This window comes from Candidatus Mycobacterium methanotrophicum (assembly GCF_023515995.1).
Taxonomy (GTDB): Bacteria; Actinomycetota; Actinomycetes; order Mycobacteriales; family Mycobacteriaceae; genus Mycobacterium; species Mycobacterium methanotrophicum.
Genome location: NZ_CP097320.1, coordinates 3,442,529 through 3,463,873, shown reverse-complemented (window position 1 = coordinate 3,463,873; position 21,345 = coordinate 3,442,529). Strand labels below are relative to the sequence as shown.

Genomic DNA, 21,345 nt, shown 5'->3' with positions numbered 1-21,345 from the left:
GGCCAGCCAGCGTCGACGTAGACTCGTCAGGCGAGCTTTTAGAGCAACAGAAGAGGTAGCCAGCAGATGAGCGGCCATTCCAAGTGGGCCACCACCAAGCACAAGAAGGCCGTTGTCGACGCGCGTCGCGGCAAGAACTTCGCCAGGTTGATCAAGAACATCGAGGTCGCGGCCCGGGTCGGCGGCGGCGACCCGGCCGGCAACCCGACGCTCTACGACGCCGTCCAGAAGGCGAAGAAGAGCTCGGTGCCCAACGACAACATCGAGCGGGCGCGCAAACGCGGCGCCGGCGAGGAGGCCGGCGGCGCCGACTATCAGACCATCACCTACGAGGGCTACGGACCCAACGGTGTCGCGGTGTTGATCGAGTGCCTGACCGACAACCGCAACCGCGCCGCCAGCGAGGTGCGGGTGGCGATGACCCGCAACGGCGGCGCCATGGCCGACCCGGGCTCGGTGGCCTATCTGTTCGCCCGCAAGGGCGTGGTGACCTTGGAGAAGGACGGCCTGACGGAGGACGACGTGCTGACCGCCGTGCTGGAGGCCGGTGCCGAGGACGTCAACGACCTCGGCGACAGCTTCGAGATCATTTCGGAGCCAAGCGATTTGGTGGCGGTGCGGACTGCTTTGCAGGACGCCGGGATTGAGTACGAGTCCGCCGAGGCGGGTTTTCAGCCGTCGGTGAGCGTTCCGGTGGACGTTGACGGCGCACGAAAGGTGTTCAAGCTGGTCGACGCGCTGGAGGACAGCGATGACGTGCAGAACGTTTACACCAACATCGACGTCTCCGACGAGGTGCTTGCGGCGCTCGACGACGAGGAATAGCCGGCCCCTCGGCGTCCCCTCGTGCAGTACCGTTGACGCCCAAGCGCACGAATCGATCTCAACCGCGCTGGCCAGGCTGGCCGGGTTGGCCGGGTTGACCGGGCTGACCGCCTGGTCCGGGCGCGCCGCCGGCGCCGCCTGCGCCGGGCGCGCCGCCGGCGCCGGGGACCCCGCCATTGCCGCCTTGGCCACCGTGCCCACCGGCTCCACCTTGGCCGCCCGCGCCGCCATTGCCGCCGTTGCCGCCGCCACCGTTCGGAGAATCGAAGAGGGCCGGGCCATTGACCGTTCTGATGTGGTCGCTCACGCCCGCGTTGGCGGCGGGTGCGGCGGTCAGCGGAATCACCGCTGCGGCCACAAACATGCCGGCGGTCGCAGCGACGCTGCGTGACAGGCGGTTTCGCTTACTGTCGGGATGAGCCATTATGCGCACAGCTTGTCGAGTTGGGCGATTTGCGAGTCCAAGTCGTGGCGTAACGGATCCTGAGCAGCGGCTCCTGCCTGGGTGAGGTAGTTGATGCCCAGCTGTTCGATGGTGTTGGCAAAGGAATTGGCGGCGCTGGCGAGATCAGCTGGGGCGGCGGCATTTGCCTCCACTCGGTCCTGTAGGTATGCGCCACCGCCGATGAGGGCCAATCGTGCATTGGTGGCCACCGAGAGCTCGGCAATGGGGTCGTTGGGGTTGGCGCTTTGCATGTGGGTGTTGATGACGACCGCTTTGTGGGCAGAGGCGTAGGCCGAGCAGACGTTGGCTTTCGCGTCGCCGCCTTGCTGAGCTATCGAGACCCCTTTGTGCGCCGGGTAGAAGTATGCCAGGCCGGCAACGACCACGGCGACCACCGCGATTGCCAGGGCCGCGTAGATCAGCCACCGCGACGCATCCGACCAGCTCGGGGTGGGCGCCGGTCTGCTGGTGGAAGACTCTTGGTCGGCGGGGGAATGCTTCTGGCTTGCCCCGTGGGGCGATTCGGTGACAGGTCGATCAGACATTGGCTGAGGATATCGCGCAATGTTGGCGTTGGTTGGGCATTGCCCAAATGTTTTCGGCCACATCGGGTTGCCTCGAGCAGCTCATGACGCCGCGTCCGACCGCGGTTATCCGCGGCTGAAGGCCCGTGGAGATGACACGCCGAGCCGTCAGGTCCGGCGCGCGAATGACGGCGCTAGCGTTGCGGGCCCGAGTTCAGCGACATAGCCAGGAAATCGAGGCGCCACAGCGCCTGGAACAGCTTGCGGGCGAATTTCTCCACGTCGGCCACGCTGCCCCGCGCTGACGGCCCGCTGTGCATCGAGGCGGCGATCTCTCGGATCGTGCGATGGCCGTCGATCTGCTGGACGAAAGGCAACTGGGCGGAGTTCAGCGTTGCCCGCCAGTCCGACCGGAATATTTCGTTGCCGGACAGGCCGCACCGCATCCGCATCAACGGCACGTAATCCAGGCAGTCGGGCGTCGAGAAGTCGATCGTGTAGGACTCTTTCGGTCGCTCCGGGCGACACGCCATAAAGAAGTGGCAGGCGTTCACTGTGTGCAGACGTTCGATCGCCGACCACCGCGCCGGTTCCGGCAACGCATTTATGGCCGGATAAATCGTGTTGGGACGTGCGAACAGTTCGTGCGCATAGTACGGCGCCTTGTTGAACCAGCCCTGAAACACCAACCCGGCCGTGGTGACCAGGTCGATGCAGTCGTCGACGGTGTAGCTGCGTTCGCGGCCGTGCAGGAAGGTGTCCACCAGCACGGCATCGGATTGCAAATTCCGCGCCATGTTCAAATAGCTTTGCACCGGGTGAGCGGCGGGCAGCAACGAAAGCGTCTCCCGCACCTGAGCGATTGACGGCTCGTTTTGGCCCAGACCTAAGTCGCGGAAGAACTGCTGCAGCAGTTCGAGCCCGAATCGCCCGTACTTCGCGTACAACATGATGCCCATGGCGCCGTCGGGTCGCAAACAACTGGCCACCGCATTCATTCCCACCTGCGGGTCGGCCAGGTGATGCAGCACACCGGTCGATATGACCAGGTCGAAATCCTGGTTGAGTGAGGGTAACTCCTCGATCGGCAGCAGGTTCAACTCCAGGTTGAACAGCCCGTGCTTGTCTTTGAGGTACTGCTGATGATCCAGCGAGGGCTGGCTGATGTCGATCGCCACCACTTTGGCGTCGGGGTTCATGAACGCGAAAACCGACGCCTGGTTGGTGCCGCAGCCCGCGATCAAGATGTCAAGATCGGGCTGGTATTCCCGGTCCGGCCAGAAAACCCGGTGCGCGTGGCTGGGGTCGTACCACTCCCAGTTGTTGGCCAGCCAAACTTCCAGGTCCTCGATCGGTTGCGGGTACCGGTAGCGCTCGTACTGGCGAGTGACCACATCGGCACGCGGGTTGTCATTCATCTCAGCGCTGGCTCCTTCGCGGTCAACCTTCGGTCAAGGATGAAACGCTTCGGCCGAGAGCGTCAGCGGATCCACAGATCGTCTTCTCATCCCCGGAGCGATTATGGGCTACTCCCGTTCCGCCCGCACGCGGGGTCCGGCAACCGCTCCACGTTTGTTCATACCCGAAGGCGTTCGCATCGAGACCCCGGCGCGCTTTTGTGCGCCGCGGTGAGGTCTGGCGACTGGCGATGCGGTTTACGAACGAACAAAGTAGACAAAAGTAGATAATTCGCTGGTATCTTGGCCGCATGAAGTCCATCTCCGTCGGTGAGCTGCGCCAGAATCCTGCTCCAATGATCGCCGGCCTCGAAGGGGGCGAGCCGTACGCGCTGACCCGCCATAACCGCCGGATCGGCACGATCCTTCCCGCGGTCTCGTCGGCAGCCCTTATTCCCCGGAAGGCAAACGGACCCGCACGTACCCGCACAATCGCCCGCCACGACCTCACCACGGCATCGACAATCGATGAGCTTCTCAACGAAGAAAAGGGCCTGTGGTGACTCACCATTACCTCGACAGCTCGGTCGCGGTGCGCATCATGCTCGCCCATTCGCCGTCAGCGGCCCGATGGTTCGACAGCACGACCGGCAGAGACGCTGATCGCGTCGTTTCCTCACGCATCCTCCGCACCGAGATCACTCGCGTATTGCGACGGGAGAGCTTGCCGGTCGCCGACCGCGACCAGATTCTGGACTACATCGACACGATCCCGCTCGACCACGCCGTTTTGCAGGAAGCGGAAGCAATCATCCCTCACATTCGCACGCTCGACGCCATTCACCTCGCGTCGGCGTTGCGTTCCGGCCTCGATGACCTTGTTATCACCACGCACGACATGACCATGAAATCGGTGGCTGTGATGCTTGGGTTCCGTATCGCCGATCCGGTGGAATAGCGCACCTTGCGGGCCAGTCGAGTCCGCGCACCGGAGACGCTCGTGGCGAGATCCCGGTAGGCTTTTGCGACATGACCGAGCCGTCCGGGAACCTCGAATCCCGAATGGATGCGCCGGAGGCGCGTGTCGATGAGCTCGCCGAACAGCTGCAGGAAGCCAGGCAGGACGAGGTTGCCGCGCGAGTGCTTGCGGGGGGAGCCGATCGGGACGTCGAACAAGCGCGCAGCGAGATCCGCGGTTTTCGGCAGGCCACGGTTGCGAGCTTCAACGCCATGCGCGACGATCTGATCGACCTGGGGGCCCGGATGGACAGCGGGTTCGCCGATGTGCGCGGACAACTAGACACGACCGCAGCCGGGCTCGCCCACATCACAGCCCTATTGACCGGGTTGACCGGTGGGCGCGAGGACGACAGCGCCGGGCCTGCTTGATCTTTGCCGGTCGTCGGTGGGCGTCGGCAACGCACCTAACGCAGAGGCTTCAGACGACTCTCGCCTCGATTCGCGGCGCCGGTGACGAGGGGGACCCGAGCGGCTGAGAGCCCTGCGCGCAGGTTGGGTCAGATCCCCGATAGCAGGTCCACTAGGTTGACCAGGGTACCGCCGAGGTTCTCCGCGACGGGTGGGATCACCGCGTACGCCAGCGCGAACGGGAGCAATCCTGCGGTGATACCGATCCCGTCGGCGAGCCCGGCGAGCGGGTCACCGGCCTGGAGTTGGTCGGCGAAGACATTGCCAACTTCCGTCGGGAGGCTGGTAAGCAGCGCGTTGATGGTGTCGGCGATGGGGAGCAGCGTCGCGTAGTCGGCCGAGAGCGTGCCGCTGAGATCGTTGACGATGTCGGACGGCGAGGAGGCCAATGTGGCATTTGACGTCGGGAAACCGGCGAACTCCTCGAGCACGGTGCGCGCCAGCTCCAGCAGCTCCGACGGATTCGCCAGCAGCTGCGACGGGGTGGTGGCATCGGTGAAACCCAAGGTATGCGCGGCGCCCACCAAGGGCGAGAGAGCGTCCAACGCCGCGGTCTGGTCGGCGGCCGGATTGTGTAGATCGCCGAGCGCGGTCGTGATGCCTTGCTGTGCCCCGTTGACCAAGTCGGTGAAAAGCTGGCTGAGGTTGATATCGGTCGGCAAAAACCCGACCGGGGTAGCCACGTTCGCCGGTCCTTGGTTCCAGCCTTCGGTGAGGCTGCCGTAGCCCAGGTCCACCAGTATGCGGGTGTCCGGTTCCAACAGGTCATACAACGGTTTCAGGCCGAGCGACAGCAGCGGCTCCAGCAGCGGCAGATGTTGGTCGGGAATCACGTAGTAGTTGGTCAGGGTGTCGGCCACCGACGTCGGCAGTTGGATTGCGTCTTGGATTTGTTCGGGGGACAGATCTGCATAGGTGAGGTGCTGGAAAGTGATGCCGGAAAGCGCGTTGAGGGTGGACAGCTCGTCGATTGGGTAGCGCGGCAAGTCGGCGAAGCCGTCGTATTCCAAGGTGTACACGTCGGTGGGGTAGAGGTCGCTGGGTTGGTCGCCGGTGAAGGTGAGGCCCAGGGCGGGCACCGACGGGTCGGCGCCGACGGGGTCGTCGAAGCTTGAGAGGGAACCCCCGTTGGGCGCGCTTTCGTCGCCCACCAGCACGAAATGAACGTCGTCGCTGGGCACGCCTTGCTTGGCGAGCTCCGGCATCAAATCCGACGAGATCACCGAGCTTTGGGAGTAGCCGAACACCACGACCGGGTTTTCGGCGTCCACGTGCCCGCCGGCGATCTGATGCAGGATATCGGTGTCGAGGATTTGTTGGCCCTGGGCCTCCGAGGTGTCGAAGGGCAAGCTCTTGACGCCGGTGATCGGGTACAAGGCCTCGGGAGTGTCCACCGGTTGCAGAGTGCCGTCGAAGCCGCGTGGCGCCAGGTAGAGCTGGTCGACCGCATCCACATAACCCTGCGGAGGGATGGGGATGCCGCTGGGGCCGACGACTAACGCCGTGCCGTCGCCCAGCGGCGAATCCGCGGTGTCAATGCTGGTGAGCTTGACCGCGCGTGCTTGTGGTCCCGGTGACAACGTCGGCGGCACAGCGATCAGGCCGACGCCGGCCATGACGATACCGGTGGTGACATGGGCAAACCGACGACCTGACAATGACGACCTCTCTGGTCAGAGACGGCGACGGGTCCGCCCGCAGTAGAACACCCCAACCATTGTGAGTCAAACGCACACATTTTGCTAAACCTGGTGCGCGGGTCGCACCCGGAAAGATGTTGGTGGCCAAGACATCAGGCCGCCGCTACCAACCAGCACGGCGGAACGGCCGACCGCTCGGCGTGGTCTGCCGTCCGGCCGTAATCGGCGTCGCATGGCCGAAGTGTAGGGGTGGCCGCTGCGGCCGGTTGATCGTCGGTGACCCCACCGTGCCTCTGTCTAGGGACCCTGCTCGCTGCGGTCGACCGCAAGGCGCGCCAGCAGTACGGCCGGCACCGGGTCGGGCATCCCTCGTCGTAGGCGCGAGGGAGCGCGGTCGTGAGTGACCGCGCTCATCGCCAGCGCGTAGTAGCCCACGACCGTGTCGCCTCGGCGCAGCACGTAGGTGGCTGCGGTGCCAGCTAAGGCGGCGATGTGCGCGGAGTTTCGCAACCAGCGATCAAGATCGGCGACTCCGGAGTCGAACCGATCGAGGCGATGCTCGACGGATAGCAGCTCGACGGGTCGAAGCTTCCCGCCGTTCACCGAAATGGGATCGGGCTTGGCTCTTGGGCGTAGCGGCTCAGGGTTGGCATCGGCTCAATCTCGGCATCGAGTGCAGCGACGAACCGTTCGAATGCCGCGCTCTTAATGGCGATACGTCCGGCATTTTCGAGGACGTGGGTGGCGCGCTCTCCTGCAGCCGAAAGCATGAAGCCCGTCAGTGTCTCGCCGGCCGCCTCCGCGGCAGCGCGCAGACGGGCCTCTTGGTTTGCGTCTACCCGCAGGTTGATTCGCCCATGGCTCTTGTGTTCGACGGAAGCCATCCCGCCGTTGTACTCACTCGGTACGTACGCATAGACGACCCGGCGGTTTGCCTCCGTTGCGTCGCCTCCCGACCGCTCAAGGCGAAAGAGGCGTGCTAGTGGCCGGTCAACGCATCCAACGAAAATTGCATGTCTGTCGGCTGGTGCACCTGGACCCGGTCTCCGTCGAGCGCCGCAACTTGTCGATAGATTTCGCCGTCGAGGCGGTAGACGACAAATCGGTCATCAATCGGTGCGTCGGGATCGACGATCCAGTAGTTCGCGATGCGCGCCTTGGCGTACTCGTGCGACTTCATGACGTGGTCTCGCCCACGCGAGCCCGGCGATACGATCTCGACGACGAGCACAGCATCGGCTGCCGGAATCCGGGCAAGGCGTCCCTGGAACACGCGATCCGGAACCACCACGATGTCAGGCTCACGGACGCTCGGCGGGAACGATGGGCTCGTGATCACCTCGATCTCGGGAACAGCCTCGAAGCCATCCGGCAGGTGATCATCGAGAATGCGGACAAGCCTTTTCGAAATGCGCTGATGCCACAGTTTCATCGCTGCTGTGGGGCGTGGGCGGTGAGCGGCCGCATCTTCGGCGGTGCGGGCGTAATCGCCGTCGATGTGCACCACGCTGAGCCCATGACGGACGGCGTGGGCTCCGCATGGTTGCCCTCGGCTGGGAATCTCGCAGCATCGACGTTGCCTGACTCCCGCCGCGTATCCTTACCTCGAGCGAATAGTAAGGAATAGTAAGGAATAGTAAGGAATAGTAAGGAATAGCGATGGACGCTGCGGCCAAGCTGACATCAAAGGGGCAGGTGACCGTCCCGAAGGCGGTGCGGGATGCGCTCGGCCTCAAGGAGGGCGACGACGTGATCTTCCGGGTGGAAGGCAATCGAGCGGTGCTGGCCCGGACGCCGAACTTCCTCACCCTGGCCGGAACTGTGCGTGTCCCGGCGGCGAAACGCAACGTCGCGTGGGATGTCGCGTGGGATGAGGTGATCCGCCGCAGCCGGGCCGCTCGAGCTGCAGACCGCCGTTGACCGCGATCGTTGACACCGACGTCCTTGCGCGTCATCTGGCGGGCGACCCGCCTGAGATCGCGGCCCGCGCGACTGCCTACCTCGGGACCGGGCAAGAGTTACTGCTCGCTGACCTCGTCGTGGCTGAGACGGTGTAGGTGGTGGAGTCCTTTTACCGAACGCCCCGCGGCCACGTTGCCGAAGCCATGAGATCGCTGATCGCATTCGACTCCGTTGTGTGTGTGTGGATCCGGCGCTTCTTTTGCGTGCGGTCGAGGTCTACGAGGCTGACCGGATCGATTTCGCGGAGGCATATCTTGTCGCGTGCGCCGAGAGCGCCGGGGTCATCAAGGTAGCCTCTTTCGACCGGTCCATCGATCGCATCAATACGATCGAACGGATTGAACCGCCGCCGGTCTGATCCGCAAGCGCCCGCGCGGCAACAGCCGGCAAGACCCGGCGGGACACCACGAACTCCCGCTGATTTGGGGGCCAAAACCTTTGGGGCGCAACGCTATCGGTGTGGCCGCGCGAGGCGCCGTTCGGCGCCGACGGCGGTGGCCCCCGAGTTGATCTGTGTGCTGGCGTTCACCAGCGTCGAACGCCCCGCCTGGGCGCGTCGGGTTCGCGTCGCTTCCGGCGGCGGCTGGGCCGTCGCCGAGCAGATCCGCGCCGTGGCCGGCGACCGGTTGCGCCGCTACGCGCCCGAGATCCGGCTATCGGCGGCAGAACTCAACGAAGTACGGCACATACTGGGGCAAATGCCGATCGTCTGAGTCTCACGCGGTATGCATGCCGTAATGACGAAAGACTCTGGGCGGCAAGTGCTTTCGGCAGGTTACAAACATCGGCGCTCAACTGCGTGAATTCTTGACGTGCTCCCCGCCTGAAGGGCGAGGATTCCCGTGGCGGCTTACGCCGCTGTTGGGTTGCTTCCTGCTTCAACATCCACTGCCGCAACGGGCACAGGCTGAACCACCACTCCTGGTGTGGTCCTGCCCACTGTCGTGGGAGGCGTTTCGTCTCTCCGCCCGTGGCGCGCCTGGCCGTATCATCGCCCGACTCGATGCCGAGGATTCCGGCCTGCTGCGCGGGTGTGGTGTGCCCGGCCGGGGCTGCCAGCGTGAATACGGTCGCTACGGGATCAGGCGCTTACTCGCCCGGCGGATAGCTGCGACACCCGTTGCGGTGACACGCCGAGAACCGTTCCCACGTCTCGGACCGATAAGCCCTTCGCCCTGAGACTAGCGACCAAGCCACGAACATCCTCCGCAGCGCGCCGCTGGGCTGCGTCGGCTTCGGCGGCTTCGGCACGTACCCGTTCGACGGCGGACTGGATGTCGTCAGGGAGGGCCGGTCGGACTGTCACCTCGACAGCGACATCCGTCAACAAGCGCGCGGCATCTGCGACGACGGCAGCAACCTGATCGAGACGGCGTGCCTGCGTGAACAACCCGGGGAGTTCGGGCACCTCGACCGCCCACCACCCCCCGGTGCGTGTGGCAACGGCGGTGACTCGCATGACTACTCCCCTTTCTCTCGGAAATACGACAAAAGCCCTGGTCGGCGGTCGCGCCGGATAAGGGTATGCGTCGAGTGTGTGGTTCTGTACGCCAGCGCGCGGCGTGTCGCGTACAAAACCGCACACTCGACGCATTTCCATCCCCCACCCCGGGGCGAAGCCCCCCTGATAGCTGCTCGTTTATCACGGGTTTCCAGTGTTGTGTTCGGCTGAACCGGTCGGCTCAGACTCCGACGATGGTCAGGAGGTGTTCAAGCCCTCGGAAGTCATCGACGTTGCGCGTGTAGAGCGGGAGGTTGGCGGCCAGGGCGGTGGCGGCGATCAACAGATCGACGGCTCGCGGGCCACGTGCCTTGCGCCCCGTCGCGACGATCGCGGCGTAGACGCGTCCGTAGGCTCTCGCCGAGTCGTTATCGAACGGCAGGGGATCGAAGCTGGCCTCGGCTCGTTGTAGCCGATCTTGACGTCGTGCTCGCTCGCCGGCGTCGGCTGTCGCGTGCGGGCCGGCGGCGAGCTCGGCCGTGGTAAGGGCGCTGATGGCGAGTTCCATCGGGAGCTGCTCGGCGTCGATGTGATCCAGATCGATCACGACCGAGGTGTCGATGAGCCCGCGCGACGGTCGAGGAGTCTCAGCCACGGGGCATGATCTCCTGGCTGGCGGCCCGATCGAGATCTGCTCGGAACCGGTCGAACCCCACCGGCGGAGCGCCCCTGAACGCGGCGACGGCCGCCTCGGCGCTGACGAATCGATGGCGGCGCAGCGGGGAAAGCTCGCCGACCGGGACTCCATTCCTGGTCACGACGAACGACTCGCCTTGGTCGAGCCGGCGCATAATGTCGCCGCTGTTATTGCGCAGCTCCCGCTGGGTGATCTGCTTGGCCACACCGGGAGGGTAGCACGCGTGCTACCCAGGCTATCCACGGCGCCAATCACCCCAAGGGCCATGGCACGGGCAACGGCGGAACCGATCATCCGCACGCTGCCACACGCCGCCTTCCACCGCAGAATCACCCGCTTGTCTCCACCAGGCCTTATTTAAGGCCTTATTTAAGGCCTTATTTAAGCGATTTGGATGTCCAGAATCAGGGACAGAGCGCGCTCGATCTGGCGCATCGTCTCAGGCGCCAAGCTGCCCATCCGCTGCGATAGGCGGGTACGTGCGACGGCACGGATGGCGCGGCAGACCGCGACGCTTTCTGTGTCCACACCTTCGCTCGGTGACAGCTGTGGTCGCAACGGGTTGCCGGTCAGCGAGCTCGACACCGGCACGACGACAACGAGTTCGTCGTCGATGCCGGCGAGTAAGTCGTCGACAGAGACGACGACGGCCGGGCGGTGTTTGCCGGGTTCGCCGGCGCGGACGGCGCCAAGGATTGTCGTTCACAGCTGCGCTGGCTCCTTCGCAGTCAACTGTGATCGCGTAGCGCTCGGCTGGCCGCGAGCATCCTGGATCCGGCGTCGTATTCCCCTCCCATGGCCGCGAGTATCAGCGGTGTAGCACATTGCGTGCTACGGTAGGTGGGTGGAGGCAATCGGAGTTCGCGAGTTGCGGCAGCACGCATCGCGATACCTCGCCCGGGTGCAAGCCGGCGAGGAGATCGGCGTCACCAGCAACGGACGACTCGTAGCCCGACTCGTCCCCGTGCAGGCCCCGGCACGGTCTCGCGAAGCACTGATCGATGCCGGTGCCCTGATTCCGGCGCGGCACCCGCAAAACCTTCTGGACGTCACGGCCGCACCCGCGCGGGACGGCAAGCGCACCTTGTCCGATGTCCTCAACGAGATACGCAACGAGCAGTGATCTACCTGGACACCTCGGCCCTGGCCAAGCTGCTCATCGCCGAGCCGGAGACGCCCGAACTGCAGACCTGGCTCACCGCGCAAAGCGGGCAGGGCGAATACGCGGTGACCAGCGCGCTTGGCCGGGTCGAATTGATGAGAGTTGTTGCCCGATACGGGGAACCGGGCCTGGCTGATCGCGCGCGCTATCTGCTCGACGGGCTCGACATCCTTCCGCTCGCCGAACCGGTGATCGCTCTGGCGGAAACAATTGGCCCGCCCACTCTGTGCTCTCTCGATGCCATTCATCTCGCAGCCGCCGCCCATATCGAGCGGGAACTTGCCGTGTTCGTCACCTACGATCACCGGCTGTTGGACGGTTGCCGTGAGGTCGGCCTGGCATCCGCATCACCCGGTGCCGCAGTTCCCTAACCGCCCGCTCGAGCTCGACGAGCCCTCACACGACCTGCAGGCCCTCGGGGACGTTCTTCGGATCGCGCCAGAACGCGTCGTTGACGAAGCGGTTGAACAGGTCCGGCGGCAGCAGACTCGCGCGCCGCTCCGCCCTGACCCTGGGGGCCACCGTGTGCAGCCCTGGAGTGCCGGCGCGTTCGTCGAATTCGGTGACGTCGTTCCGCTCAAGGCGAAAGAGGCGTGCTAGTGGCCGGTCAACGCATCCAACGAAAATTGCATGTCTGTCGGCTGGTGCACCTGGACCCGGTCTCCGTCGAGCGCCGCAACTTGTCGATAGATTTCGCCGTCGAGGCGGTAGACGACAAATCGGTCATCAATCGGTGCGTCGGGATCGACGATCCAGTAGTTCGCGATGCGCGCCTTGGCGTACTCGTGCGACTTCATGACGTGGTCTCGCCCACGCGAGCCCGGCGATACGATCTCGACGACGAGCACAGCATCGGCTGCCGGAATCCGGGCAAGGCGTCCCTGGAACACGCGATCCGGAACCACCACGATGTCAGGCTCACGGACGCTCGGCGGGAACGATGGGCTCGTGATCACCTCGATCCCGGGAACAGCCTCGAAGCCATCCGGCAGGTGATCATCGAGAATGCGGACAAGCCTTTTCGAAATGCGCTGATGCCACAGTTCCGGAGGCGGCGACATGACGAGTGTCCCCTCACTGAGCTCCCACCGTCGCGTCGCGTCGAGTTCGAGCGCATCCCACTGCTCTAGGCTCAGCAATCCACGTGGCAGATGGGCAAGCTCGGTCACAGCGCACCTCCTCCCGGTGGAACTCGAGTGATTGCAGACTACGCTCGACGGGCGATCGGGATCCGAGTCTGGCGTATCCCGATGACAAGGGCCGCCAGCTGTCCACAGACCCGTCGTTTCTGGGCGGGCTTCGCGGCCAGAGGGTCGCGGCGCGCATCACCGAGGCGCCAATTGAACTGAGCCGGAATCGAAACCGCGGTTTTTGTCGCAGCGACGTTTCAGGCATAGCGCCGTACGGATGAGCCAACACTGGGCGCCGGACATGAAAGTGCTTGCCGGACACAGTGTCGCGACTGCGCCGATTTCAATTCCTCGTCAATTGGCTGGCGATGGCGCGCGCGTTGACGTCGGGCAGCTCGTCAAACCGCGCGTGCCGGTCGGTAGTGAGGATGGTGCGGCCAGTGACGCGGGCAGTGGCGGCCACGATGAGGTCATGGGGGCCTCGTCGCCGGCGTTCGCGTGCGGTGGAGGCCAACAAAGCGGCATGGTGCTCGGCCACCGATCGGTCATATGCGCAGACCGGTGTGACGGTGAGGACGTCGGCGAGAAATGCCCGCTGTGCCGCGGGGCTGGATGAGGGACATTTCAGCGATGCGATGTTCGACGCGCCCGCACCCCCACTTGCGCAGCGCCCGCCAGATCCGCGCCGCAACCGACGCAGGCGCCCGGCTCATGGTGCACGGTCTCGTCCGGGTCATCCACCAACCGCAACGTCGACCCGGGATGCCCGGGCTGCCCACCCGGCTTGCGGCCGCTCCTTCGACGCAACGACTTCGGCACCGGTGGGGCGCAGCAGGATCGAAGATGATCGGGAATGGGTACGAGGCCAGCGCCTCCTCAATCGACTCGTCTGAAATGCGCGCCCGCATCAAGATGCGTTTCGGCAGGCGCTGGGCTCGGCGGCCGCCACCTGGGATTGGGTGTCGGGGATGCCCGCGGCCGCGGCGGCGCGGTCGGCCAGGGCCATCAGCCGGCGCAGCTGGCCGCTGATGGTGTCTTTGCTCAGCGGCGGATCGGCCAGCCGGCCCAGCTGACCCAGCGGGACCTGCTGGTGTTCGATGCGCAGCCTGGCGGCCTGGACCAGCTGCGCGGGCGCACCGTCGCCGAGGATTTCCAGGGCCCGGCGCGCCCGGGCGGCGGTGTCGGCGGCGGCTTGGGTTGCGCGGGCCTGGTTGGCGCCGGCGAATTCACCCGGCTGCCGCGGGCGGGCGCCGCGCACCGCCCAGCGCTGCTGTAACGCCCGCACGGTCTCACCGGCGCCGATCCGCGCCAGCAGCAGCGCGATGTGTTCGCGACCCCGCACCGTCACCCGGTCGACGCCGCCTGCGTCGCGGGCGCGGGCGCGGACGCCGAGGCGGCGGGCCGCGCCCACCAGCGCCAGGGCGGCCTCTGGAGTCGGGCAGTCCAGCCTGATCGCACGCTCGTCGAGGCTTCCGCAAGCTAGAAACGCGCCCCGCCACACCGCCTCGGCGGCGATCTGCCCGCCGACCAGCTGGGCCGGCAACCCGCGCACCAGACGCCCGTGCGCGTCGAGGAGGCCGGCCCGCCGCGCCAGCGACTCACCGTCTCCGCTCACGCCCACCACATGCCGCGGCGGGCGCGGCCGGGTCCGGATAGCGGCCTGACAGCCATAGCCGGCGGCAAGGTCGGCGCGCAGCCGCGCCGCGGTGCGCTCGTCGTCGAGCTCGGCGCTCAACACGCTTCGCCCCGCCACCACGCGCACGCGAGCGCCGGCGCACCGCAGCAAGGTGGCCACCTGCGCGCGCCGCGCCGACGCCGGCATCACCGTCAGCCGGCACAGCTCGCCGACCGCCGCGCCGCCGATGTCCCACGACGTGTTCGCGCCCATGGGGCCCCTTTCCTGTGACAATTTCCCCACGAGGCGGCCGCGCGCCCGCGGACACGGCCAGCCGGCCACCGTCAGTCTTTGATGAGATTGCGGAGCCGGGCGGCGTTCTCCAGACATGCGCTCCCCCTTCATATTTCGACACCTAATCGGCCATTAGTCGGTGCCCCGTCTGGCGACTGCCCGAAGTGATCGAACCCGTCGTGATGATCTGATCCACCAATTCCGGAACCAGCTGGCTGGCCGGCCCGACCCAGGCGTAGTCGTATCCCACAGAGCCAGTGGCATTCAGGTTGATCTCCACTGTCACCGCCCCTGCAGCTTTAGCGATCTCAGCAAACCTGCTGGCGGGATATACCGTCCCCGAGGTACCAACCGCGGCGAACACACTCGCGGCGGTCAGCTTCTCCATAACTACATCGAGACCGATAGTTCGCTCCCCGAACCACACCACATGCGGGCGCCAGACCGTCTCCGATTCCTTGACGTCGTAAGGCCAGTCCAATACCTCACCGGTCTCAACATGACGGATCTTCTTCAACTCGCCGTGCATCGCCGTCAGTCGTGTACTTCCCGCGCGCTGATGAAGATCGTCAATATTCTGAGTCACCAGAAGCATCCTCGAACCCAGATGACATTCCAGCCGAGCCAGCGCCTCATGAGCCGGATTCGGATGCACCTCGCCAAGCTGGCCGCGTAATCGGTTATAGAACCGCTGCACACGCGCAGGGTCAGCAGCGAACCCCTCTGGCGTTGCTACAGACTCGACCCGCTCACCCGCCCATAATCCGTCCGGGCCACGAAACGTCGACAAACCTGACTCGGCGCTAATGCCCGCACCCGTCAATATCACCACTGACGGCCCGCTTACCACATCGTCACCATTCCGCTGCGCTCCACTGCATCTCCTACGCTGGGCGCTGGTGCAAGGTCGTGGCTTCTCCGCCTGTGTTCATGGCCTGATAGTGCTTCCGGCTGTCCACGCGATCCTGCTCGTCATCACCACCACCGTCACTCCCGGGCCTCGATAAGACAGGTGTTCCAGCGCTGCTTGTCGTGACCGTGTTTTCGCCTCAGCTCGCCGGCTCTAGGGCCACTGCCCCACGCTAGCCGAGGCGGCCACGCGCCCGCGGACACAGCTATCCCGCGTGTCGGCCGGCCGCGATCAGCGGCGCATGCTGGCGGCCAGGGCGGCCAGGTCGACTGGTGGGGCGTCGTTCATCCACACCTGTGTGCGGCCGGTCGCCAGCTGGTCGGCGGCGGGATGCACCCGCCAGGCTTGCTGGCGGGCCATCACGGTGTGGGCCAGCGCCACAGCGTGAAACCTGGTCGGGGTTTTGATCGTGTCGATGATGACGCCGCGGCGGGCGAGTTCGGCCAGCGCGCGATCGTTGGCTTTGGTGACCACCACTTGGCGCCAAGGTTTTTGGTGGATCGCGATGATGGCGACGGTGTGCTGATCAAGCCAGCCTTGTTTGCGCCAGCCGGGTTGGGGCGGTCGGCCGGCGGCGAGGCTGTCGATGGCGGCCAGGGCGTGTGCGTGGCGCTGCTGGTTGCGGTGTTCGGCGAGGTCGGGTCCGCGCTGCAGGCGGGCGATCCGCGCCGGCGGGCAGGATGTCGCGCGGCGGCGGGCGGGTTTGCCGCCGGCGATCCAGCGGCGCACCGTGCCCGCGGTGACGCCGGCGTATTCGGCGGCGGCGGCGTTGACCTTGCCCCGGGCGGTGGGGCCGTAGCAGGCCAGGAGCATGCCGGCCAACCGGGGTGCGTCTGTCGCGTGTCGAATACGTCGCAGTATTTGTGGACGGCACGAGGGTTCACCGCGTGGGTTTGGACTGTCGGCGCATCACCTCCTCGTCATCGAGTGACACGTCGGCCCTACGGCTGTTAGGCGTTGATCGCTGTCTGCTGGCCGTCGTGGCTGATCTCGATGCGCCGCGGCTTGGCCTTCTCTATGAGCGCCGCGGACTGCTGAGCCCGGCTCGCACCGCTGGGAGCACCCGTCGCTACAGCGACAACGATCTGCAGCGCCTGCAGCGGATCACCGAACTGGTCGACCAAGGCGTCAACCTCGCCGGGATTGCGCAGATTCTGGACCTAGAGACCAAAAATAGCCAGCTGCAAGCCGGCTACACCGCCTTGAAGCTGCTTAACGCCAAACTGAAGGCCGACCGCAAACCGGCGGTCGATCACAGTGCCGCCGGGAAGAACGAAGGGAGTGCCTGGGTCGCTGAACTGGCGGGTGGTGGTTCCGCCCGGGCAGCGCTGGCAGACCGAGATCATGGCGCAGCGACGCTAGCCCCAGTCGGTTGACCGTGGCAAGGGCTCCGCGGCGCCGCCCCGTAAGGGGATCGATCCCCTTACGGGCCTTCGAAACAATCAGTTTCGTTCGGTTTCTAAGGCGACCCCACGCCGGGCGACAGCTACCCCCGTCCGCGATCGTGGTCGACCCGCGGCCGCTGACTGTTGTAGAGCATGGTGCACCGTCCGCTCGCTCAAGCGGACGAGCGGGTCTTCACAGCCGGGCGGCATGGTGTAGGCCAACTTGCGTAACTCAAGGGCGAAGCCGTACAGATCCTGGTTCGGCGACTCAGCGCTCATCGACGCAACGCCCATTGAAGAACAGATATATCCCAAACTTTTCATCACTGCGGTAGTGCGGCTCGCGAGGGTGGGAACCGCCCTGCGGGACGATCACGCGGGCGGTTCCCGCGCATGCCATGACCCAGCAGCCCACCATCGGGGCCGCAGGATCTTGGCTTCGGCTAACACCGAAACTTTCCCGAAGCGACCACCACTACCAGTAGCGCCTACTGCGGGACAGCGAGCCCCGCTGCCGAGGGAGAGCAACGAATTGGGGCAGCGGGGCCTAGCCGGACTGTGCGGTGACATCACGCACGGCCCACTCTTCTTGGGGCGCCACATCGGTGGCGGTGCGCACGCAGACCAGGGCCTGCGTCGGGCGCTTAATAATGGGGGTAGCTGTGGGCGGCACGCGAGTCACTGCCAGCTCGTGTTCATCGCTTAGGGACATCACCTCCGTTGTTCGGCAACTCGCTTCGAACGAGGTCGGTTGTGCGACGGCGGAGGAGACCGTTGTGTGGGCCACACTGGTCGAACTGGTCGACTCGACCGCCCGCCGGCAGGCCACTGTTTTCGATAACGGGGTCGCGCAGCGCCGGGCCGATCACGCGTTGCGGTACAGGTGGCGACCTGCGGAGGGCGGGGCCGGGCGGCGGGCATCTCGGCGCAAGCTGGGGTGACCTGATGCTGGCTCGGTGGGGTGGCGTAGAGCAGGCGCATCCATTCAGCCCGCACAATCGTCTCCGCCTCTTGCGGCAGAGCATCAGTCAGGGTGTCGGTGGTCATCTTTCTCACCTCCTTGACCTGAAGGCGACCGCCGCCCGGTCCTCGCGGTTAGGCGCTAAAGGGCCTCTTTTCGCCGCTGCCGGCCACCTTGACCTCCTAAGATTCGATCAGATCACCTGTGCGACCTGACATAGGTTTTTATATAGCATGTGTGCTAGGTTCTTGCAAGGGAGAACTTCGACTGGATGGAAGACGCGTGCCCAGGGTGTTCAGCAGCGAGTCGACGTTGACCGACAGGTCCAGGGTGCCCGGTCCCAGCACGGTGGGGCTGGTCGTCAAATCCCTGCCACCGAGCGCCGACACCTCGTCGGCGATGGTGTTGCTGACCTGCGCAAGACCGTCGAGCTGGCCGGTGGCCGCGCCGTCGGCGGTGTTGGTGAGTAGGCCGAATCCGGGGACAGGTCGTTGCCGGAGCCGACGGCGTCCGGGTAGCCGTTGAGGTAGGCGTACAGCACCGTGGTGCCGGCGTTTTCCAGGTCGGTCATGGCCGTGGAGTCGCCGCTGCGCAGCGCCGATTCGACGTTGTCGGTGACGGCGGTGGACGCTGCATTGGACGCATCGGCGCTGCTAAGCACCCCAGCGCGCCCTCGCTGAGCAGCGAGATCGGGTTGGTCCCGGGTTCGCGGCACCGGTCGACAGGTCGCTGAACAGCGTGCTGAGGCCCTGCGAGATGTCGGGGGTTGCGTAGGGAACGAGATTGCGTTGCATGACCTGCCCCCAGTGCACATGGACCCAATACCGCCCCAACTGTAGCTGAGCGACGGCTGAGAGATTATCAAATTTCAAGAAAGTTTCCTGTGCGTTCTGTCAGGCGCGGACGTCGCGCGCATCCAGCGGGCCGTCGCCGACGCCATCGCGCCAGACCGGCAGCAATGAAGAGTGTTTGGCTCCCTGCTGGTACGGTTCTGTCCTGGGAGTAAACGTTCGCAAGCCGATTGGTCGTCGCGAGCCCATGCCCTGGGCGGGAACGGCACTCAACTATCTCCCCATCTCCGCTGTCGTCGGCTTGCGGGAACAGGATGAGACAACCGTGATCAATCCGGTCTCCGTCCGGGTGCTCGACGCAGCCTGCGCATGCTCGGGATAATCGTGGGCGAGCGGCACCGCGGGTGTGTCGGCGACGATCTGGACGATCTGACCGAAACCACCCGGACCTGGCTGCAGTGGTACGGCATCGATCAGGTGATCGACCTGGGCGATGATGACGATCTCAACGACGTGTTGGACCGCTTTCAGGATCAGGGCGGAATACCGGACGGCCATGCCCCGGACGACGTGGTGGTGATCTGCTCCGAGGGGCAACTGACACCGTCGGTGATTCGGCTGCTGACGTTGCGGTCAGCGCGGCTCCCGGCGCATTTCATCGCATGGAACTCCGGCGTCGACGGCCGGATAATCGCCGCCCGGCTGGCACGGGCTGATTTGTTGCGGCTCAATCACCGAAACCACCGAGATTTCGAGGACAGCCTGCGCAAGCTCACCGACATTAAAAAGTTGCACCGGTACGACTTTGAAGGAATCACGGCCAACGATGCGATTCGCGTCGGCGGATCGTTCGCGAAATCCGGTGTACAGCCGTACTTTCGCAAGCAAGCCACCGGTCGCGGTTCGATGAAGCTGCGCGACGAGGCACGGTTCTACGCCCGCCTTCCAAGAGCGCTGCGCGACAGCTACCCCGAGATGCTGTTCTCTGATGTGGAAGCCCATTCCGCCCGCCTTGGGCTGGAGTATGTCGGTCACCCGAGCCTTCGCGACCTGCTGCTGAACCTCCAGATCACCCCGCGGCACGCCGCGTCAGTGCTCGAACAGGTGCTCGACTACGAATACAGCCAGGCGTATCGCAAGCATTCGAGTGCGACACCGGCGAACTACCTGCGGGATTACCACTTCACCAGGGTGTGGAATCGGCTTGCGGTCACCGTCGACCTGGATCCGGATTTCGGCCCGCTGATACGCAGCCGCCGGCTGCAAGTCAACGGGCGGGTCATTCCCAATGTCCCGGCAATGCTGCTGCAGCTGGAGCACGACGCCAACGCGGTCGCCGAACTCACGCCGGAGGGTGTGTCGCCGTATATCCACGGCGATCTGCACTTGGAGAACATCCTTTACGACCAGGAGTCGAAAAAATTCTGGCTGGTCGATCCGCGCGGCTACCCGGTCTGCGACATCTACTATGACCTGGGCAAACTGTCCCACAGCTACAACGGGCATTACGACCTGCTGCACGAGGGTCGGCACCAGGTGAGCCACTCGGTGGCCGGTGACACGGCCGTCGTCGAGCTCACCCTCACATCGCCGCGGCTGGAAGACGTTTACAACGAGCTGCATCAGCTGATGCGGGGCAGCATCGCCGATATCTTGCACACGGATTTCGGACGGGTCGAGTCGCGCATCCTGTTCAACGAGGCCATGCACTTCTGCTCGGACATGCCGTTCCACGTCCACCCCTGCGCATCCCCGAACGTCTCGGTGGCCATCTACGTCATCGGAGCGCTGCGGCTGGCCGAGGTGCTGGAGCGCCTCGCGACCGAGCCAGACGACTCCGAGGAGCTGTACCGCCGTGCCCTGAACCGAAGCACCGACCGGGGCGCCACTGAGTGGCGATTCGACAGCTAGTCGGGCCTGGGGTGGCTGATGTTCGCGCGCGCCTGGTCGTGCTCGATATCGACGGCACGCTGCTGGACGCCTACACCCCGCTCTCCGCGCGCACCGCGGAGGCGCTGCGCGACCTGCGGCACCGCGGTCTGCAGCTGGCTTTCGCCAGCTCGCGGCCGATCGGCTCACTGCAGCTACTCGCGCGGCAGCTGGATGTCGCCGCGCATCTGATCGGATTCAACGGCGCGGTGGTGGTCCGCGACTGCGGTCGGCAGCTGATCGCCGAAACCTTCGTGGTGGATGCCCGCTTGACCGGGGCGCTGCGCACATTCGCCGACACCGGCGGCGCGGTCAACGTCTACCAGCCGTCGCGCTGGCTGGCGGTCGCGCCCGCGGCGGCCACCGATCACGAGGAGCAGGTCACCGGGCTGACCGCCGACGAGCGCGGGACTCCCGACGCATTGGCGCAGCTGCTCGGTGAATCGGTGCTGAAGGTGATGTGTCGGGGCAGCACGTCGGCCCGGGCGGACGTGCTGGACGAGCTGGCCGTTCGCGACGATCTGACCGCGGTGACCAGCGGCTGGGACTGCTGCGACATTCAGGCCCGCGGCATCGACAAGGGGATCGCGGTCTCCGAGCTGTGCCGGAGCTTGCAGATCACCCCGGCCGACGTCGTTGCGTTCGGGGACAGTGACTCCGACGCCCCGATGCTGCAGCTTGCCCATTACGGCGTGGCAGTGGGCGCGGCCAGTGAACGCGCGAAGGCCGTGTCGTGCGAACACATCGACGGGCCCGGCTCGGAAGCGGTCGCCGATTGGCTGGGCCGCATCACGGTGTCGCGCTGAGCT

The 21,345-nt window shown here is 65.5% G+C and carries 29 protein-coding genes and 1 pseudogene; 14 read left to right on the top strand and 16 right to left on the bottom strand.

Features of this window, described 5'->3' with window-relative positions; translation table 11 throughout:
- The first annotated feature begins 66 nt into the window (after positions 1-66).
- Both M5I08_RS17900 and M5I08_RS17895 read left to right on the top strand, forming a co-directional pair.
- Complete coding sequence (locus M5I08_RS17900) at positions 67-825, top strand: YebC/PmpR family DNA-binding transcriptional regulator (RefSeq protein ID WP_219068702.1); 759 nt, start codon at positions 67-69, stop codon at positions 823-825.
- A gap of 85 nt (positions 826-910) precedes the next feature.
- Positions 911-1,216 (top strand): hypothetical protein, encoded by a 306-nt coding sequence (locus M5I08_RS17895; protein ID WP_219068704.1) that lies wholly within the window; start codon positions 911-913, stop codon positions 1,214-1,216.
- Between the two features lie 32 nt (positions 1,217-1,248).
- On the opposite strand, the gene M5I08_RS17890 is transcribed toward M5I08_RS17895, so the two are convergent.
- Together M5I08_RS17890 and M5I08_RS17885 are read right to left on the bottom strand one after the other, a co-directional pair.
- Positions 1,249-1,815 (bottom strand): hypothetical protein, encoded by a 567-nt coding sequence (locus tag M5I08_RS17890; protein WP_219068705.1) that lies wholly within the window; start codon positions 1,813-1,815, stop codon positions 1,249-1,251.
- Between the two features lie 173 nt (positions 1,816-1,988).
- Positions 1,989-3,212, bottom strand: a complete 1,224-nt coding sequence (locus tag M5I08_RS17885; protein ID WP_219068707.1) for a class I SAM-dependent methyltransferase — start codon at positions 3,210-3,212, stop codon at positions 1,989-1,991.
- 290 nt (positions 3,213-3,502) lie between these two features.
- Here M5I08_RS17885 and M5I08_RS17880 point away from each other — a divergent pair.
- The 3 genes and pseudogenes from M5I08_RS17880 to M5I08_RS17870 all read left to right on the top strand — a co-directional run.
- A pseudogene (locus tag M5I08_RS17880) lies at positions 3,503-3,658 on the top strand (type II toxin-antitoxin system Phd/YefM family antitoxin); the annotation flags it as partial.
- A gap of 134 nt (positions 3,659-3,792) precedes the next feature.
- The gene (locus M5I08_RS17875) at positions 3,793-4,149 is read left to right on the top strand and encodes a type II toxin-antitoxin system VapC family toxin (protein ID WP_249763398.1); all 357 of its coding nucleotides are present in this window, start codon (positions 3,793-3,795) and stop codon (positions 4,147-4,149) included.
- Positions 4,150-4,220: 71 nt separating this feature from the next.
- The gene (locus M5I08_RS17870) at positions 4,221-4,580 is read left to right on the top strand and encodes a hypothetical protein (protein ID WP_219068711.1); all 360 of its coding nucleotides are present in this window, start codon (positions 4,221-4,223) and stop codon (positions 4,578-4,580) included.
- 128 nt (positions 4,581-4,708) lie between these two features.
- Here M5I08_RS17870 and M5I08_RS17865 read toward each other — a convergent pair whose 3' ends face one another.
- The 4 genes from M5I08_RS17865 to M5I08_RS17850 form a co-directional block, all read right to left on the bottom strand.
- Positions 4,709-6,235, bottom strand: coding sequence for a PE-PPE domain-containing protein (locus tag M5I08_RS17865; RefSeq protein WP_219068713.1), 1,527 nt, complete (start codon positions 6,233-6,235; stop codon positions 4,709-4,711).
- Between the two features lie 321 nt (positions 6,236-6,556).
- Complete coding sequence (locus M5I08_RS17860) at positions 6,557-6,862, bottom strand: hypothetical protein (RefSeq protein WP_219068715.1); 306 nt, start codon at positions 6,860-6,862, stop codon at positions 6,557-6,559.
- Positions 6,859-7,143 (bottom strand): type II toxin-antitoxin system TacA family antitoxin, encoded by a 285-nt coding sequence (locus tag M5I08_RS17855; RefSeq protein WP_219068718.1) that lies wholly within the window; start codon positions 7,141-7,143, stop codon positions 6,859-6,861. Before M5I08_RS17855 ends, M5I08_RS17860 begins: the two co-directional genes overlap by 4 nt.
- 95 nt (positions 7,144-7,238) lie before the next feature.
- Complete coding sequence (locus M5I08_RS17850) at positions 7,239-7,766, bottom strand: Uma2 family endonuclease (protein WP_249762884.1); 528 nt, start codon at positions 7,764-7,766, stop codon at positions 7,239-7,241.
- A 152-nt stretch (positions 7,767-7,918) separates the two neighbouring features.
- Between M5I08_RS17850 and M5I08_RS17845 the strand changes: the two genes are divergently transcribed.
- From M5I08_RS17845 to M5I08_RS17830, 4 genes are all read left to right on the top strand, one after another.
- A complete protein-coding gene (locus M5I08_RS17845) occupies positions 7,919-8,179 on the top strand; it encodes an AbrB/MazE/SpoVT family DNA-binding domain-containing protein (RefSeq protein ID WP_219068720.1) in 261 nt (86 codons plus the stop codon).
- Positions 8,176-8,316 carry a PIN domain-containing protein gene (locus M5I08_RS17840; protein WP_219068722.1) on the top strand — a complete coding sequence of 47 codons (141 nt, stop codon included), beginning with the start codon at positions 8,176-8,178 and terminating at the stop codon, positions 8,314-8,316. The genes M5I08_RS17845 and M5I08_RS17840 overlap by 4 nt, the downstream gene beginning before the upstream one ends.
- An 86-nt stretch (positions 8,317-8,402) precedes the next feature.
- Complete coding sequence (locus M5I08_RS17835; protein ID WP_219068724.1) at positions 8,403-8,579, top strand: PIN domain-containing protein; 177 nt, start codon at positions 8,403-8,405, stop codon at positions 8,577-8,579.
- Between the two features lie 136 nt (positions 8,580-8,715).
- A complete protein-coding gene (locus M5I08_RS17830) occupies positions 8,716-8,934 on the top strand; it encodes a hypothetical protein (protein ID WP_219068726.1) in 219 nt (72 codons plus the stop codon).
- Positions 8,935-9,903: 969 nt separating this feature from the next.
- Here the strand turns inward: M5I08_RS17830 and M5I08_RS17820 are convergent.
- From M5I08_RS17820 to M5I08_RS17810, 3 genes are all read right to left on the bottom strand, one after another.
- Entirely contained in the window at positions 9,904-10,317 is a 414-nt protein-coding gene (locus tag M5I08_RS17820) for a type II toxin-antitoxin system VapC family toxin (protein WP_249762883.1), read from the bottom strand.
- On the bottom strand, positions 10,310-10,564 hold the full coding sequence (locus M5I08_RS17815; RefSeq protein WP_249762882.1) for a type II toxin-antitoxin system Phd/YefM family antitoxin: 255 nt from the start codon (positions 10,562-10,564) through the stop codon (positions 10,310-10,312). The genes M5I08_RS17820 and M5I08_RS17815 overlap by 8 nt, the downstream gene beginning before the upstream one ends.
- Positions 10,565-10,740: 176 nt before the next feature.
- Positions 10,741-11,055 carry a type II toxin-antitoxin system PemK/MazF family toxin gene (locus M5I08_RS17810; RefSeq protein WP_219068746.1) on the bottom strand — a complete coding sequence of 105 codons (315 nt, stop codon included), beginning with the start codon at positions 11,053-11,055 and terminating at the stop codon, positions 10,741-10,743.
- 148 nt (positions 11,056-11,203) lie between these two features.
- Between M5I08_RS17810 and M5I08_RS17805 the strand changes: the two genes are divergently transcribed.
- A complete protein-coding gene (locus M5I08_RS17805) occupies positions 11,204-11,482 on the top strand; it encodes a type II toxin-antitoxin system Phd/YefM family antitoxin (protein ID WP_219068732.1) in 279 nt (92 codons plus the stop codon).
- The gene (locus tag M5I08_RS17800; RefSeq protein WP_219068734.1) at positions 11,479-11,892 is read left to right on the top strand and encodes a type II toxin-antitoxin system VapC family toxin; all 414 of its coding nucleotides are present in this window, start codon (positions 11,479-11,481) and stop codon (positions 11,890-11,892) included. The genes M5I08_RS17805 and M5I08_RS17800 overlap by 4 nt, the downstream gene beginning before the upstream one ends.
- A gap of 25 nt (positions 11,893-11,917) precedes the next feature.
- On the opposite strand, the gene M5I08_RS26205 is transcribed toward M5I08_RS17800, so the two are convergent.
- The 6 genes from M5I08_RS26205 to M5I08_RS17775 form a co-directional block, all read right to left on the bottom strand.
- Positions 11,918-12,043: a hypothetical protein gene (locus tag M5I08_RS26205; protein WP_255564734.1), complete on the bottom strand. Its 126-nt coding sequence runs from the start codon at positions 12,041-12,043 to the stop codon at positions 11,918-11,920.
- A gap of 74 nt (positions 12,044-12,117) precedes the next feature.
- Complete coding sequence (locus M5I08_RS17795) at positions 12,118-12,690, bottom strand: Uma2 family endonuclease (protein ID WP_219068736.1); 573 nt, start codon at positions 12,688-12,690, stop codon at positions 12,118-12,120.
- Positions 12,691-12,994: 304 nt separating this feature from the next.
- Positions 12,995-13,189: a PIN domain-containing protein gene (locus M5I08_RS17790; RefSeq protein ID WP_219068738.1), complete on the bottom strand. Its 195-nt coding sequence runs from the start codon at positions 13,187-13,189 to the stop codon at positions 12,995-12,997.
- Between the two features lie 369 nt (positions 13,190-13,558).
- On the bottom strand, positions 13,559-14,539 hold the full coding sequence (gene whiA / locus M5I08_RS17785) for a DNA-binding protein WhiA (protein ID WP_249762881.1): 981 nt from the start codon (positions 14,537-14,539) through the stop codon (positions 13,559-13,561).
- A 142-nt stretch (positions 14,540-14,681) separates the two neighbouring features.
- Positions 14,682-15,389, bottom strand: a complete 708-nt coding sequence (locus tag M5I08_RS17780) for an NAD-dependent deacylase (protein ID WP_249763397.1) — start codon at positions 15,387-15,389, stop codon at positions 14,682-14,684.
- Between the two features lie 312 nt (positions 15,390-15,701).
- Complete coding sequence (locus M5I08_RS17775) at positions 15,702-16,283, bottom strand: hypothetical protein (protein WP_249763396.1); 582 nt, start codon at positions 16,281-16,283, stop codon at positions 15,702-15,704.
- A gap of 74 nt (positions 16,284-16,357) precedes the next feature.
- Between M5I08_RS17775 and M5I08_RS17770 the strand changes: the two genes are divergently transcribed.
- A complete protein-coding gene (locus M5I08_RS17770; RefSeq protein ID WP_370328503.1) occupies positions 16,358-16,846 on the top strand; it encodes a MerR family transcriptional regulator in 489 nt (162 codons plus the stop codon).
- A 1,331-nt stretch (positions 16,847-18,177) separates the two neighbouring features.
- Here M5I08_RS17770 and M5I08_RS17765 read toward each other — a convergent pair.
- The gene (locus M5I08_RS17765) at positions 18,178-18,477 is read right to left on the bottom strand and encodes a hypothetical protein (RefSeq protein ID WP_219070472.1); all 300 of its coding nucleotides are present in this window, start codon (positions 18,475-18,477) and stop codon (positions 18,178-18,180) included.
- A gap of 514 nt (positions 18,478-18,991) precedes the next feature.
- Between M5I08_RS17765 and M5I08_RS17760 the strand changes: the two genes are divergently transcribed.
- Both M5I08_RS17760 and M5I08_RS17755 read left to right on the top strand, forming a co-directional pair.
- A complete protein-coding gene (locus tag M5I08_RS17760; protein WP_219070462.1) occupies positions 18,992-20,518 on the top strand; it encodes a hypothetical protein in 1,527 nt (508 codons plus the stop codon).
- Between the two features lie 11 nt (positions 20,519-20,529).
- Positions 20,530-21,342: an HAD-IIB family hydrolase gene (locus M5I08_RS17755; RefSeq protein ID WP_219070460.1), complete on the top strand. Its 813-nt coding sequence runs from the start codon at positions 20,530-20,532 to the stop codon at positions 21,340-21,342.
- Positions 21,343-21,345 lie beyond the last annotated feature (3 nt).